Below are 14,543 nucleotides of genomic sequence, written 5' to 3'. Positions count from 1 at the left end.
GAGTCCGAGCTGGGTGCCGGGCCGCGGTGGGTCCGATGTTGCGGGCCATCCCCACCTCACCGATCACCGACAACCCCGGATCGCCCTGACCCAGGCCCATCCGGTGGACACGCTCGTCGTACAAGGCCGCGACCTGGGCGGCCTGCGCCGCCCGCATCACCCGATCCAGCGCGACAATCGCCTCGACCCGCACGAAACCGGTCTCCACGACGGGCAGCGACTCGAAGTCGTACGACAACACCTGCCCCAGCAGGTCAGCGGCCGCGGTGTCCTCGAACATGCCTCAACTCTAGAGGCGACCACTGACACAAACGATCTGCGATGCCAGCGGTTTCCGCAGGCCCGATCATGGCCCGCACCGCCCGACCGTGCGGGTGGACGCCAGCGCACCGCCTACCGGGCGTCGACCTTCTCGACGTGCTCGTAGTAGTCGCGCGACCGGCCCCGGTCGTCGACCAGGCCGAGGACCTTGCGCCCGGCGTCCTCGACGGTGCGCGCGCTCAGCCAGGCCAGCGCGATCGTCGGGACGGCGACCAGGACGGCTGTGATGACGAACTGGGGTCCGGAGCGCGGCTCGGGCACCAGGCCAAGGGAGTTGATGAACCGCAGGACCGGCTCGTGGATCAGGTAGATCCCGTAGCCGAGGGTCCCGGTCCACACCAGCGGACGCCACGACATCCAGGCCGGCTGCCGCGCGTCGCTCAGGACGATCGACGCCAGGCCGACCGCGATCGCCGCGGCGTACGCCGGGTGCCACCAGTTGCCCTCGGGCGCGTGCACCGGTCGGCTCATCACCAGCACGGCGAGCGCTGCGACACCGCCGAGTCCGCACACCGTACGCGCGAAGTTCCCGATGCGTACGCCCGCGGCGACGAGCACCGCGAGGGTCATGCCGATCGCGAAGTCGGTGGCCTTGGCGAGCGGGTTGAACCAGGCCGACCAGTTGGTCTCCGGCGTCTGCAGCACGTGGATGTTCCAGGCGAGGTAGGACAGGCCCACGACGGCGCACGCGATCGGCAGAGCCATCGCGACACCGACGCGCCCGGCGCGGGACGGGACCCGCTGGGTCAGGGCGTGCACGACCGGGATCGCCGCGGCGATCAGCAGGTAGAAGTGCATCTCGACGGCCAGCGACCAGGCCGGGCCGTTGCTCCAGAAGATGTAGTGGTCGCTGTAGACCTGGGTGAACGTCAGGTGCAGCAGCAGGTCCTGCCACTCGCCGGGCAGCGACGGGTTGGTCACCGCCCAGACCACGAGGACGACGGTGAAGTAGAGCGGCACCAGGCGAGCCACCCGCCGGAACAGCACGAACCAGCCGGGTCGCCCCGTCGCACCGGCCAGCGCGGAGCGGGCGACCGGCAGCCACAGCACGAACGCGGACAGGACGAAGAACATGTCGACGAACAGGTCGGTGCCGAGCATCATCTGGTGGGCCGAGCCGCTGAACGGCCACGCGCTGGTGCGGTTGAACTGGTAGGCGTGGAACGTCACGACCGCCAGGGCCGCGAGGGCCCGCAGCCAGCCGAGCGGATAGTGCTGCAGGGGAGCATGGGTCTGGTCGGTGTGGGTCTGGCTCATGTGTAGACCTCCGTGTCGTCGGACGGTGCGCTGGACGCCGTGCTCTGGGCGGACCGCGGGGTCACGATCCACTGGTGCTCACCGCGCATCTGCTTGAGGTGCGCGACGCGGTTGATGAGGTTCTTGAGCTCGGTGTACGCCACGAGCGACGCCAGCGCCGCTCCGACGAACCACCACGGGTGCTGCTTGATCTCGGGGGCGGCGAGCCGCCAGCCGACCAGGGCCTGCAACGGTCCCGAGACCGTCACGAACAGGCTGATCAGCAGGAACATCGGGGAGGAGAAGTCGAGCCCGCCGTCGCGCCAGGCCAGGAAGCCCAGCAGCGGCAGCGCCATGAGGGACACCCACGGATAGATCTCCCGCCAGCCCATCAGGTATGTCGCGCCGACCTTCTGGCGCAGGCTCAGGTGGTCCGAGCGGAGGACCGGCGCCAGGTGCCGGCACGACACCTGGAACCAGCCCTGCGCCCAGCGCATCCGCTGCTTCCACAGGGCCCGCGGCGTCTCGGGCGCGAGCTCGTACGAGATCAGGCCCGGGTCGTTGACGATCGTCCCGCCACGCTCGAGCAGGCGCATCGACGCCTCGATGTCCTCGGTCAGGAACGACCCGCGCAGGCGGATGCGGCGCAGCGCGTCGGCCGACCAGTAGCCGTTCGAGCCGCCGAAGATGCCGAAGCCGTGCAGCGCCGCGCGGCCCGGGTGGGCGACGGCATAGATCTGCTCGAACTCGACCGCGACGAGCTTGGCGAGTGCGGAGTCGTCGCCGTTGCGGATGACGCAGTGCCCCTGCACGACGTCGACGCCGTCGCCGAGCCACTGCCAGGCCCGGTCGAACGCGCCGGCCATGGGGTGGTGGTCGGCGTCGAAGATCCCGACGAACTCGCCGTCGGTGACCCGCAGGGCCGCGTTGACGTTCTGCGCCTTCGACGTGCTGTCGTTGACCTTGACCACCACGAGATCGTCATGGCGGCGGGCCAGGTCGGCGAGCTCGTCCTCGACCGGGAGCGGGGTCGGCGTGTTGTAGGCGACCACGATCTGCAGGCCGCCGGAGTAGGCCTGGGCCAGGAACGAGTGGATCGTCTCGACGATCGTGTCGGCCTCGTTGGGCAGGTAGGCGGCGATGACCGCGCTCGCCCGCGGTGCCGGACCGTCCCGGCGGGCGGGTGGCTTCGGTGGGTCGAGGGCGTGCAGGCACTCGGCCCAGATCGTGGCGGCGGTGATGCCGAGGGCGCCGACGAGGATCCAGTAGAGCAGGCTCGACGGGTCGAAGCCGAGGTGGTGCAGCCCGACCAGGCCCAGGAACGGCAGCACGATGCTGCCGATCGTCGCCATGAAGATCTGGAACCCGGCCGAGCGCCACGTGATGCGCACCGACGACTGGCGGCGGGTGCCGTCGTGGTGCCGGGGCTGCAGGTCGCGCTGTCGTCCTGACTCGGCGGCGGCGCCGCGCGCCTGGCGCTCGGCCCTCGCGGGGTCGACGTGGCGGGTGATCCGGGACCACCCGATCCCGAGGTCGGTCGTACGGTCGGGGGCATCGCTCGCGTCGAGGGCCTCGATGCAGTGGTACGCCATCTCCTGCAGGCGCACCGGCCGGGAGGCGCGGTCCTCGTGCTTGAGCCGCATGGTCAGCTTCCCGTCGGCACTGGCCGCAACGACCTCACCGGGCTGCAGGTGCTCGACCAGGCGCGACGCCGCTTCCTCGGCGACGGGCTGCGGAGCGCGGACGGAGTCGGTGACGTCGCCACCGAGGGCCGACCAGGCCGGGTCGATGACGGCGACGATCTCGCGTCGGCGGCGCAGGCGCGGCTTGCGGCGCGGCTCGACGACGTCGCCGACCGAGCCGACCCGGGGGTCGAGGCGGAAGGCGGGAACGGGCGTGGACGTACGAAAGGAGAGGGACAAGAGGGGGCCTCGGCTCGTGATCTCGGATGCGCAGGGAGGGCGCTGGTCAGGAGGAGTGCGATCGGCCCGGGTCCGGACACGTGATCCGCCGCGGGGCTCGTGCCCCACCATTCCGAGAGCTGGCCCCAGGATCAACTCGAGACCGCGTGTTCCGAGTCACGGCGTGCCGGGGCTTGCCCCGCGAGCCATGCTGGACCAGTGGCATGTGACATCGACGAGGATGAGGTGACGGGATGAAGAAGACCGCATGGGGCAGCCAGGGGCTCGAGGCCAGCATCGAGGGGCTCGGCGCAATGGGGATGTCGGCGTTCTACGGCGACCGTGACGACGAGGAGTCCGCGGCGACGCTGCACCGGGCGCTCGACCTCGGGGTCAGCCTGATCGACACCGCCGAGATGTACGGACCGTTCCTCAACGAGCGGCTGATCGGCCGCACGATCGGCAGCCGCAGCGACGAGTACGCGCTGGCGACCAAGACCGGCGTCGAGGTCACCGACGACGGCCAGCGCCTCGGGCCGAACGGGTCGCCGGCCTATCTCCGCAAGGCCCTCGAGCGGTCGCTGAGCAACCTCGGCCGCGACACGATCGACCTCTACTACATCCACCGCGTCGACCCGGACATCCCGATCGAGGAGACGTTCGGCGCCCTGGGGGAGCTCGTCACCGAGGGCAAGGTCCGCTACCTCGGGATCTCCGAGGCGGCTCCCGAGACGATCCGCCGGGCGCACGCGACGCACCCGCTGACGGCGGTGCAGACCGAGTACTCGCTGTTCGAGCGCAGCCCCGAGGTCAACGGCGTGCTCGACACGACCCGGGAGCTCGGGATCGCCTTCGTGGCGTACTCGCCGCTCGGCCGCGGCCTGCTGACCGGGGCGATCGCGTCGACGGACGACCTGGCCGCGGACGACTTCCGTCGCAGCAGCCCGAGGTTCGGGGACGATCACCTCGCCGCCAACCTGGCCGTCGTCGAGAAGGTCCGCGAGCTTGCTGGCGCCAAGGGCATCACCCCGGGCCAGCTGGCCCTCGCCTGGGTCCTGCACCAGGACGGCGTCGTGGCGATCCCCGGCACCAAGCGGCGTACCTATCTCGAGGAGAACGTCGCCGCGGCGGACGTCGAGCTGACTCCAGCGGACCTCGCGGCGCTGGAGGAGGCTGCCCCCGTCGGCGTCGCCTCCGGCGACCGCTACCCCGAGGCCGCGCTCAAGGGCCTCACGATCTGACCCGTCCCGCTGGGAGTGACGTTTGGGCCCCGGATCGGCCGGATCCGGGGCGCAAACGTCACCGCCAGCGGGGCGTCAGGCCTTGGCGTAGGTGAGGACCCACTCGACGAACGGGGCGGCCTCGCGCCAGTCGGCGCGCACCCGGTCGAGCAGCTCGGGGGTGTGGATGACGGGCTCGAACCCGTACGACTTCCCGAGCGTCATCGACTTGTGCCGCAGCAGCTCGATCCGCGGGTCGTCGACGGAGTAGCCGCGCGGCGCGGTCTTGACCCGGTCCCCGCCGAGCTCCCAGCCCGCCGCCTGCATCGCGGCCAGGATCTCCTCGAGCTGACCGCCCCGGGTCTGGTCGGCGATCGCGTCCCGGATGCTGGCGAGCCGCGGCCCGGCCGCCTCGTAGTAGCCGACCCCGACGCGCACGCCCGGGGCGCCGACCTGGACGTAGTAGCCCGTCGCAGGACCCTTCGGCACGAACGCGCCCTGGTGCGTCTTGTAGGGCGTCTTGTCCTTCGCGAACCGGACATCCCGGTAGGGGCGGAAGATCTTGGCCTGGCCGAACTCGTCGGCGAGCGCCGTGGTCAACGCCTTCATCGGGGCCGCGACCGCCGTCGCGTAGGTGTCCTTGTGGGCCTCCCAGTACGTCTTGGTGTTGTCCATCTCCAGGTCGTCGTAGAAGTCCAGCGCTGCCTCGGGGAATCCGGTGAAGTCGGGCACCACTCGAGCCTAGTCAGGCCTCGAGGCCCTCGCTCAGGGTCTGCTCGCCGAGGACCTTCAGGAGGCGGAGCTTGCCGTGCGCCTCGGTGCGACCAGCTGGCCGCGATCGAGGCCGCGATCCCGGCCGACCGGGTCGCCGGCAGCCGCTACGCGGCCGACCAGATGGCGATGCTCGACAGCGAGCGCTGACGACGCACCCCCGGGGGAGATCGTGTGAGCCATCTCTCTCGGGGTTGCGGGCACCCGGGATCCCCGCTTAGGTAAGCCTGACCTAAGTATGATCATCGGGGGAAGGAACCCGGGTGCCTCACCACCTGTTCAACGCCGGCAACATCGACCACTACCGGGACCAGATGACGCGCGGCGTCACGGCCGTCGCCGACCACGTCTCGACGGTCTCCGGACCGTGGACCGGCGCGGGGGTCGCCGACCTCGCCGGGCTGGTCGAGGACATCGACCTCGACCGGCCGCTCGACGACATCGACGCGGCGCTGGACGAGATCCGCACGGTCTACCTCGACGACGCGGTGTGGTTCCACGAACCGCGCTACCTGGCGCACCTCAACTGCCCCGTGGTGATCCCGGCCCTGGTCGCCGAGGTGCTGGTCTCGTCGGTCAACTCGTCGCTCGACACGTGGGACCAGAGCGCCGGCGGCACCCTGATCGAGCGCCGGCTGATCGACTGGACCGCGGCCCGGATCGGCTACGACCGCGGCGCCGACGGTGTCTTCACGAGCGGCGGCACGCAGTCCAACCTGCAGGCCCTGCTGGTCGCGCGCGGCCAGGCGTACCTCGCCGGGGACGCCGATCCCGCGGAGTCGCTCGCCCTGACGGCGTCCCGGTTCCGGATCTTCGCCTCCCGCGACAGCCACTTCAGCGTGCAGAAGTCCGCCAACGTCCTGGGCCTCGGCCCCGACGCCGTCGTCACGATCCCGACCGACGAGCGCCGCCGGATGGACCCGTGGGCACTGGACCAGGCGCTGCGCGAGGCCGAGGTCGCCGGCCTGATCCCGATGGCGGTCGTCGCGACGGCCGGCACGACCGACTTCGGCAGCATCGACCCGCTCGACCGGGTCGCCGACGTGTGCGCCGAGCACGGTGTCTGGCTGCACGTCGACGCGGCGTACGGCGGCGGGCTGCTGGTCTCGACCCGCCGGCGGCACCTGCTGGCCGGGATCGAGCGGGCGGACTCCGTCACGGTCGACTTCCACAAGACGTTCTTCCAGCCGGTCAGCTCCAGTGCCGTCATCGTCCGCCGGGGCGAGGGCCTGCGGCACGTGACCTATCACGCCGACTACCTCAACCCGCGGTCGTCGGTGCAGCCCAACCAGGTCGACAAGAGCCTGCAGACCACGCGACGGTTCGACGCCCTCAAGCTGTGGTTCACGCTCCGCACGATGGGTGCCGACGCGATCGGTGACTACGTCGACGCCGTCATCGACCTCGCCGCCGACGGCCACGCGATGATGCGCGACGATCCCGACCTCGAGGTCGTGACCGTCCCGACGCTCAGCACGCTGGTGTTCCGGTTCCGCCCGGCGGGGCTCGGCGAGGACGATGCCGACGCGGTCAACCCGGGCATCCGTCGGACCATCGCGGGCAGCGGCAACGCCGTCATCGCGGGCACCAAGGTCGGCGGCCGGGCGTGGCTCAAGCTCACGATGCTCAACCCCGGCACGACGCCCGGCGACATCCGTGCGGTCCTCGACCTGGTGCGCGGGATCGGCCACGAGCTGCTCGACGAGCTGCACGCGACCGAGGGGGTGCGGTGATGCGGACCTACGACTTCGCCGCGATCGGCCTCGGCCCGTTCAACCTCGGCCTGGCCTGCCTGACCGAGCCGGTCGACGGCCTCGACGGGATCTTCCTGGAGTCGCGCGACGACTTCAGCTGGCACCCCGGGATGATGCTGCCGGAGGCGACCCTGCAGGTGCCGTTCATGGCCGACCTGGTCACGATGGCCGACCCGACCTCGCGCTACTCGTTCCTCGCCTATCTCAAGGAGACCGGGCGGCTCTACCCGTTCTACATCCGCGAGAGCTTCTACCCGCTGCGGGCCGAGTACGACGCGTACTGCCGGTGGGCCGCGCACCGGGTCGAGGGCGTCCGGTTCGGCCGGCACGTCGACCGGGTTGAGCACGACGGCGAGGCGTACGTCCTGACCGCGCGACTGCGCGGCGGGGGCACCGAGACGTACCGGGCCCGGCGACTCGTGCTCGGCACGGGCACCCGCCCGCACGTCCCGGCGGCGGCCGAGGGCCTCGACGGCCCGGTCCTGCACTCCGCCGACTACCTCGACCGCAAGGCCTCGCTGCAGGCGTCGCGGTCCATCACGATCGTCGGCAGCGGGCAGAGCGCGGCCGAGATCTACCTCGACCTGCTGGAGGACATCGACACCTGCGGCTACCAGCTCGTCTGGGCCACCCGCTCGCCGCGGTTCTTCCCGATGGAGTACACCAAGCTGACGCTCGAGATGACGTCGCCGGAGTACACCGGCCACTTCCAGGGGCTCCCGGCCGACACCCGCGACACGCTGCTGCAGGAGCAGAAGGGGCTCTACAAGGGGATCAGCGGCGACCTGGTCGACACGATCTACGACACGCTCTACCGCAAGCGCGTCCACGGCGAGGTCCCCACGCGACTGCTGACCAGCACCGAGCTGGTCGACGCGTCGTGGGACCAGGCCACCCGGCGGTACGCCCTGGGGATGCGCCACACCGAGCTGGACGAGCCCCTCGACCTGCAGACCGAGGGGCTCGTCCTCGCGACGGGCTACCGGCCGCACGTCCCGGCGTTCATCGAGACCATCGCGGACCGCATCCGGTTCGACGAGCGGGGCCGCTACGACGTCGCCGCCGGCTACACGATCGACCACGAGGAGCAGATCTACGTGCAGAACGCCGAGGAGCACACCCATGGGCTGATCGCCCCTGACCTGGGGATGGGCGCCTACCGCAACTCGATCATCCTGCGTGCGATGACGGGTCGGGAGGTCTATCCGCTCGAGCAGCGAATCGCGTTCCAGGAGTTTGGGGTGCCGCCCGACCTGGCCCGTCGGACCCCCGTGGAGGTGATCGGATGAGCGTCCAGATCCTGCTGTCCCGGGAGACCGCGGTCGGCCACGTCACGATCGAGCCGGTCGACGTCGAACGCGACGGCGACCTGCTGCACGAGTGGATCACCCACCCCCGCTCGGTCTTCTGGGGGATGGCCCAGGCGACGGTCGAGGACGTCTGGCAGACGTACTCCGCGATCGTCGCCAACCCCCACCACGATGTCTGGCTCGGCCGGGTCGACGGCGTCCCGGCGTTCCTCGCCGAGACGTACGACCCCGAGCACAGCGAGCTGGCCGGCCGGTACGACTGGCGGCCCGGCGACGTCGGCATGCACCTGCTCGTGGCGCCGACCGACCGGCCGCGCAGTGGATTCACCTCCGCGGTGTTCCGCACCGTCATGGAGCTGTGCCTCGACGACCCGCGCCGCCGCCGGGTCGTCGTGGAGCCGGACGTCCGCAACCGGCGGATCGCGGCGCTCAACGAGGCGGCCGGGTTCACGGTCGTCGCGGAGGTCGAGCTGACCGACAAGGTCGCGGCGCTCAGCACCTGCACGCGGGAGGACTTCGTGACGAGCCGGCTTCACCGCCCACCGCCCCCGGCGATCGGGTCGGTCGAGCACCTCGCGCCCGAGCCGATGGGCCGCGCCCACCGCCACCTGGTCGCCAAGGCCATCGCCGAGCTCTCGCACGAGCGGCTGCTCGACCCCCGCCCGCGCGGCGACCACCACGAGCTCGTCACACCCGACGGGCGGACGGTCTACGGCTTCCACGCCCACCGCTACCCTCTCGAGCACTGGGTCGTCGGGCCGTGGTCGATCTCCCGGCTGGTCGACGGCCAGCCCGCCGAGGTCGACGCCGTGGCGTTCATCGCCGAGCACGCCGAGGTCCTCGGCATCCCGGCCGCGCTCCTCCCGACGTATCTCGAGGAGGTCAGCAGCACCCTCGCCAGCGCCGCGTGGAAGGACGTGCACGGCGTCCTGTCCGCCGACGACCTGCTGCGGGCCGACTTCCAGTCGATCGAGTCGGCGATGACCGAGGGGCATCCCGCGTTCATCGCCAACAACGGCCGGATCGGCTTCTCGGCCGCGGACTTCGTGGCGTACGCCCCGGAGGCCGGGCGGCCGTTCGCGATCGTGTGGGTCGCGGCGCGCGCCGAGCTGACCCACCTGTCCGTCGGGGAGGGGCTGGACGAGCAGGAGCTGTACGCCGGCGAGCTCGACGCCGCGACCCGGCAGCGGTTCGCGGCGACCCTGCGCGCCCTCAGCGTCGACCCCGACGACTACCTGCTGATGCCGGTGCACCCGTGGCAGTGGGAGCACAAGATCGCGATCACCTTTGCCCCCGACGTGGCACGACGCGATCTCGTCCTGCTGGGGCCGGGGGACGACCGCTACCAGTCGCAGCAGTCGATCCGGACGTTCTTCAACATCGACCGGCCGGACCGGCACTACGTCAAGACCGCCCTGTCGATCCAGAACATGGGCTTCATGCGGGGGCTCTCGCCGCGCTACATGCGGGCGACCCCCGCGATCAACGACTGGGTCGCGGCAATCGTCGAGGCCGACGACGAGCTGCGGTCGGTGGGGTTCGGTGTCCTGCGGGAGCGCGCCGCGATCGGCTACACCGGCGACGTCTACCACCGGCTCGACGACCCCTCGCCGTACACCAAGATGCTGGCCGCCCTGTGGCGCGAGAGCCCCGTCCCGCGGCTCGCCGAGGGGGAGCGGATCGCGTCGATGACGTCGTTGCTGCACCGGGACCGGGACGGTGCGGCGTACGCGACGGCCCTGGTCCGGGCGTCCGGGCTCGACCCGGCGGACTGGGTGCGGCGCTACCTGCGGGCGTACCTGCGACCCGTCGTGCACTGCCTGCACCGCTACGAGCTGACGTTCATGCCGCACGGGGAGAACCTCATCATGGTGCTGGAGGGGCACGTGCCGACCCGGGTCCTGATGAAGGACATCGGCGAGGAGATCGCGGTGCTGGGCGACGAGCCGCTGCCCGCGGGCATCGAACGCGTGCGGGTCTCGGTGCCCGACGACGTCAAGGCGCTGTCGGTGCTGACCGACGTGTTCGACGGGTTCCTGCGCTTCCTCGCCGCGATTCTCGCAGAGGACGGCGTGCTGGCCGGCGACGACTTCTGGGCGCTGGTCGCCGAGACGATCGCGGATCACCAGGCCGCGCACCCCGAGCTGGCGGAGGCGTTCGCCCGGATCGACCTGTTCGCCGCGGAGTTCGCGCACTCGTGCCTCAACCGGCTCCAGCTGCGCGACACCCGGCAGATGGTCGACCTGTCCGACCAGGCGGAGTCGTTGATGTTCGCCGGGACGCTGGCCAACCCGATCGCCCGGCACCGCCCGTGACGGTGGAGCGCGACGAGTGGGGTGTGCCGACGATCGTCGGCTCGTCGATCGACGACCTGGCCTTCGAGCAGGGCCGGGTCACGGCCCTCGACCGCGGCGACCAGATCGAGCTCGACCGCCTGCACGCCGAGGGGCGGACGGCTGAGGTGCTCGGCATCGGCGGTGCCGGCTGGGACGCCTTCGCCCGGCAGGCGCTGCTGGCGACGACGGCCCGGGAGTGCTTCGAGCGGATGGACGTCGCGACGCAGCGGTTCTGCACGGCGTACGTCGCAGGGGTCGACGCCGGACTGGCTCGACGGCAGCCCGGCGGGTGGGCGCCGTGGACACCGCTCGGGATCTTCTCGGTCCAGCACATCCTGTTCGGCACGTTCCCGACCAAGCTGTGGCGCGCCCGAGTCGCGGCGGCGCTCGGCGAGGACGCCCTCGACGTCATCGGCGGCGAGGGCCCGGCACTGTCCGGCAGCAACGCGTGGGTCGCCGGCGGGGCGCGGACGACCTCGGGCAGCCCGATCATCGCCGGTGACCCGCACCGGGTCCTGGAGTCGCCCGGCGTCTACCAGCAGGTGCGGCTCGTGTGCCCCGGCGTCGACGTCGTCGGGCTCGCCTTCCCGGGGGTGCCGGGCGTGCAGCACTTCGGGCACGCCGGCGACGTCGCCTGGGCGATCACGAACGCCATGGCGGACTACCAGGACCTGTTCGTCGAACGGCTCCGGCGGACCACGGCCGGGGTCGAGGCGCTCGGGGCGGAGGGCTGGTACGCCGCGGACCTCCGCGTCGAGGAGGTGCAGGTGCGGGGCGCCGACCCCGTGCCGGTCGAGGTGATCGTGACCCGGCAGGGTCCCGTCGTGCTCGGTGGGCCCGACGAGGGTGAGGGGCTGAGCCTGCGGACCACGGCCCGGGTCGGCCGCGACCTGGGCCTCGGTGCGATCCTGCCGCTGCTGCGGGCGCGCACCGTCGAGGACGTCGACCGGGCGCTGGACCGGTGGGTCGAGCCGGTCAACAACGTGGTCATCGCCGACCGCGCCGGCCGGGTGCGCTACCGGGTCGCCGGCCGCGTGCCGGTGCGCGACGAGCGGGCCCGCCGGCTGCCCGTCCCGGCCTGGGACGAGCGGTACACCTGGACCGGGTGGCTCGACCCCCTGCCCGCGTCCGAGGTCCCCCCGGACGGGGTGCTGGTGACCGCCAACGAGCGGCGCGGCCCGGAGAGCGAGGCGATCGGTCACGAGTTCGCCCCGCCGCACCGGGCGGACCGGCTGCGGACGCTGATCGGTGACCGCACCGACCTGGACGCCGACGTCGCGGCGGACCTCCACACCGACACGCTCCTGCCGGCCGCCGGCCCCGTGGTCGAGCTGCTCGAGGCCGCGCCAGGACTGTCGGCCGGGGCCGGGGCGGTGCGGGCGACGATCACGGGCTGGGACCGACGCATGGACGCCGGCAGCCCCGGTGCTGCGGCGTTCGCGGCGGTCCGGGGAGCCCTGGTGCGGCTGCTGGCCGACGAGAAGGTCTTCGCCGAGCTGCGATCGCCGTCGCCGTGGCCGGCGCTGTTCGACCCCTGGCTCGACCTGACGGGCCGGCTGGCCCAGGAGCTCGAGCGGATCGTCGCCGGCGCGCCGTGGGGCCTGGACCTCGTCGCCCTCGCCGGTCAGGCGCTCGAGGAGGTCGCACGCACCGGCCCGCCGGGCAGCTGGGGCTCGACGCACGCCTGGGTCCCGGGCGGCGTGCCGGCGGTCCCGCTGTCGGGTGACACCGAGTGCGTCCTGTCGACCTCGAGCGTGCCGGGCGTGACCGACGTCGTGCTGCGCGGGCCGGTCGCCCGCTACGTCTGGGACCTGGGCGACCGGTCGGCGAGCCGGTGGATCGTCCCGCTCGGTGCCTCCGGCGACCCCGCCGACCCCCACCACCACGACCAGCTCGCGCACTGGGCGGCCGGCCGGCTCGTGCCGGTGCCCTCGAAGGAGACCGCATGACGTTCACCCACCGCCCCGTCGACCCCGCCGCCGACCTGGACCTGCTGCACGACTGGGTCACCCAGCCCCGGGCGGAGTTCTGGGGCATGACGACGTACACCCGCGCCGAGGTCGGCGAGGTCTACGCCTACCTCGACGCGTCCACGACCCATCACGCCTGGCTGGTGCATCGGGACGGGGTCCCGGTCGCGATCTTCCAGACGTACGAGCCGGCGGCCGACCCGGTCGGAAAGACGTACGACGTGCAGGACGGCGATCTCGGCGTGCACCTGTTCGTGGGCCCGACGCGGGCCCCCGAGAGCGGGTTCACGGGACGGGTCGTCGAGCACGTCCTGGCGTCGATGCTGATCGATCCGGCGGTGAGGCGGGTCGTCGTCGAGCCCGACGTCGACAACGTCAAGTCGATCGCGCTGTTCCACCGCACGGGCATGACCGACGCCGCCGTCGTCACGCTGCCCGGCAAGATCGCGCAGCTGGCGTTCGCGACCCGCGAGGAGCTCGAGCGGCGGATGCCCGCACTCAGGGGGTGAGCAGCACCTTGCCGGTCGCGCGGCGCTCGTCGAGCGTCAGCAGGGCCTGCTCGGCCTCGGCGAGGGGGAACGTCGGACCGACCACCGGCTGCAGCGCGCCGCTCTCGAGGTGCGGCGCGAGCGCGGCCCACTCCTCGGCGATGTGGCCGGGGCGGCTCAGCGCGAACGCGCCCCAGCCGACGCCGACGACCGAGACGTTGTTGAGCAGCAGCCGGTTGACCTTGACGGTCGGGATCTCGCCGGCCGTGAAGCCGATGACCAGGAGCCGGCCGTTCTCGGCCAGGCACCGCAGCGAGTCGGTGAACCGGTCACCCCCGACGGGGTCCACGACGACGTCGACCTTGCCGCCGGCCGTCACGGCGTCCTTGAAGCCGTCCGACAGGACGAACTCGTCGGCCCCGGCCTCGAGCGCCACGGCGCCCTTCTCGGCGGTCGAGGTCACCGCGACGACGCGGCCCGCGCCGAACGCCTTGGCGACCTGGATCGCGGCCGTGCCGATGCCGCCCGCGGCGCCGTGCACCAGCACCGACTCGCCGGCCTTCAGGCCGCCGCGCTCGAGCAGCGCGAAGTACGCGGTGCCGTAGTTGAAGATGATCGACGCGCCCTGCTCGTACGACACGGAGTCGGGCAGCGGGAAGGTGAGGTCGACCGGCGCGACGGCCTCCTCCGCGAACCCGCCCAGGAAGCACAGCGCGGCGACCCGGTCGCCGGCCGTGAAGCCGGACCCCTCGGGCGCGCTCACGACCTCGCCGGCGACCTCGGCGCCCGGGACGAACGGGAGCTCGGGCTTCATCTGGTACTCGCCGCGCGACTGCAGCACCTCGGGGAACGCGACGCCGGCGGCGTGGACCCGCACGAGGACCTGGTCCGGGCCGGGCTGGGGGGAGGGGACGTCCACGTGCTCGACGGCGGTGGGGCCGTCGAGGGTCGTGATCTGGATGGCCTTCATGCGCGTGACACTACCGCAGGACTAAGCGGATGCTTAGGGACCGGCGCGGGGTCCGTAGGGTGGCTCCATGACCAACCCGGTGGACCTCGGACTCGCGCGCTGGGTCGCCGACCACCGCGCCGCCCCGGTGACCGACATGTGCCGGTCCCTGGAGGACCTCGGTCGTTCGCCGCTCTTCTTCGGGGTCGTCGCCCTGGCCGTCCTGGTCGTCGTCGCGGTACGTCGCGAGTGGGGCGCCCTGGGCCGGGTCGCAACGGCCGGGTTCG

The 14,543-nt window shown here is 72.1% G+C and carries 12 protein-coding genes; 7 read left to right on the top strand and 5 right to left on the bottom strand.

Features of this window, described 5'->3' with window-relative positions; all coding sequences use genetic code 11:
• From JWQ91_RS15850 to JWQ91_RS15840, 3 genes are all read right to left on the bottom strand, one after another.
• On the bottom strand, positions 1–280 hold a 280-nt coding region (locus JWQ91_RS15850), incomplete at its 3' end, for a hypothetical protein (RefSeq protein ID WP_297786362.1).
• A 113-nt stretch (positions 281–393) separates the two neighbouring features.
• Positions 394–1,578: an acyltransferase gene (locus tag JWQ91_RS15845; protein WP_297786359.1), complete on the bottom strand. Its 1,185-nt coding sequence runs from the start codon at positions 1,576–1,578 to the stop codon at positions 394–396.
• Positions 1,575–3,479: a glycosyltransferase family 2 protein gene (locus JWQ91_RS15840; protein ID WP_297786356.1), complete on the bottom strand. Its 1,905-nt coding sequence runs from the start codon at positions 3,477–3,479 to the stop codon at positions 1,575–1,577. The genes JWQ91_RS15845 and JWQ91_RS15840 overlap by 4 nt, the downstream gene beginning before the upstream one ends.
• A 233-nt stretch (positions 3,480–3,712) precedes the next feature.
• Between JWQ91_RS15840 and JWQ91_RS15835 the strand changes: the two genes are divergently transcribed.
• Positions 3,713–4,699, top strand: a complete 987-nt coding sequence (locus tag JWQ91_RS15835; protein ID WP_297786353.1) for an aldo/keto reductase — start codon at positions 3,713–3,715, stop codon at positions 4,697–4,699.
• 75 nt (positions 4,700–4,774) lie between these two features.
• On the opposite strand, the gene JWQ91_RS15830 is transcribed toward JWQ91_RS15835, so the two are convergent.
• Positions 4,775–5,410 carry a DUF2461 domain-containing protein gene (locus JWQ91_RS15830; RefSeq protein WP_297786350.1) on the bottom strand — a complete coding sequence of 212 codons (636 nt, stop codon included), beginning with the start codon at positions 5,408–5,410 and terminating at the stop codon, positions 4,775–4,777.
• 302 nt (positions 5,411–5,712) lie between these two features.
• Here JWQ91_RS15830 and JWQ91_RS15825 point away from each other — a divergent pair, with 302 nt between their 5' ends.
• The 5 genes from JWQ91_RS15825 to JWQ91_RS15805 are packed head-to-tail and all read left to right on the top strand — an operon-like array spanning position 5,713 to position 13,328.
• Complete coding sequence (locus JWQ91_RS15825) at positions 5,713–7,182, top strand: aspartate aminotransferase family protein (RefSeq protein ID WP_297786347.1); 1,470 nt, start codon at positions 5,713–5,715, stop codon at positions 7,180–7,182.
• On the top strand, positions 7,182–8,492 hold the full coding sequence (locus tag JWQ91_RS15820; RefSeq protein ID WP_297786344.1) for a SidA/IucD/PvdA family monooxygenase: 1,311 nt from the start codon (positions 7,182–7,184) through the stop codon (positions 8,490–8,492). The genes JWQ91_RS15825 and JWQ91_RS15820 overlap by 1 nt, the downstream gene beginning before the upstream one ends.
• Complete coding sequence (locus JWQ91_RS15815; protein ID WP_297786340.1) at positions 8,489–10,828, top strand: GNAT family N-acetyltransferase; 2,340 nt, start codon at positions 8,489–8,491, stop codon at positions 10,826–10,828. The genes JWQ91_RS15820 and JWQ91_RS15815 overlap by 4 nt, the downstream gene beginning before the upstream one ends.
• Before the next feature lie 23 nt (positions 10,829–10,851).
• Positions 10,852–12,798, top strand: coding sequence for a penicillin acylase family protein (locus JWQ91_RS15810; protein WP_297786337.1), 1,947 nt, complete (start codon positions 10,852–10,854; stop codon positions 12,796–12,798).
• Entirely contained in the window at positions 12,795–13,328 is a 534-nt protein-coding gene (locus JWQ91_RS15805) for a GNAT family N-acetyltransferase (protein ID WP_297786334.1), read from the top strand. The genes JWQ91_RS15810 and JWQ91_RS15805 overlap by 4 nt, the downstream gene beginning before the upstream one ends.
• On the opposite strand, the gene JWQ91_RS15800 is transcribed toward JWQ91_RS15805, so the two are convergent.
• Complete coding sequence (locus JWQ91_RS15800; RefSeq protein WP_297786331.1) at positions 13,318–14,277, bottom strand: NADPH:quinone oxidoreductase family protein; 960 nt, start codon at positions 14,275–14,277, stop codon at positions 13,318–13,320. The genes JWQ91_RS15805 and JWQ91_RS15800 overlap by 11 nt on opposite strands.
• 67 nt (positions 14,278–14,344) lie before the next feature.
• Between JWQ91_RS15800 and JWQ91_RS15795 the strand changes: the two genes are divergently transcribed.
• The coding region (locus JWQ91_RS15795) for a hypothetical protein (protein WP_297786329.1) at positions 14,345–14,543 on the top strand (199 nt) is incomplete at its 3' end.

The sequence above is a fragment of the Aeromicrobium sp. genome, from assembly GCF_025965075.1.
GTDB lineage: Bacteria > Actinomycetota > Actinomycetes > Propionibacteriales > Nocardioidaceae > Aeromicrobium.
The sequence above is the reverse complement of the archived record's forward strand: the minus strand, read 5'-3'. Positions and strand labels throughout refer to the sequence as shown.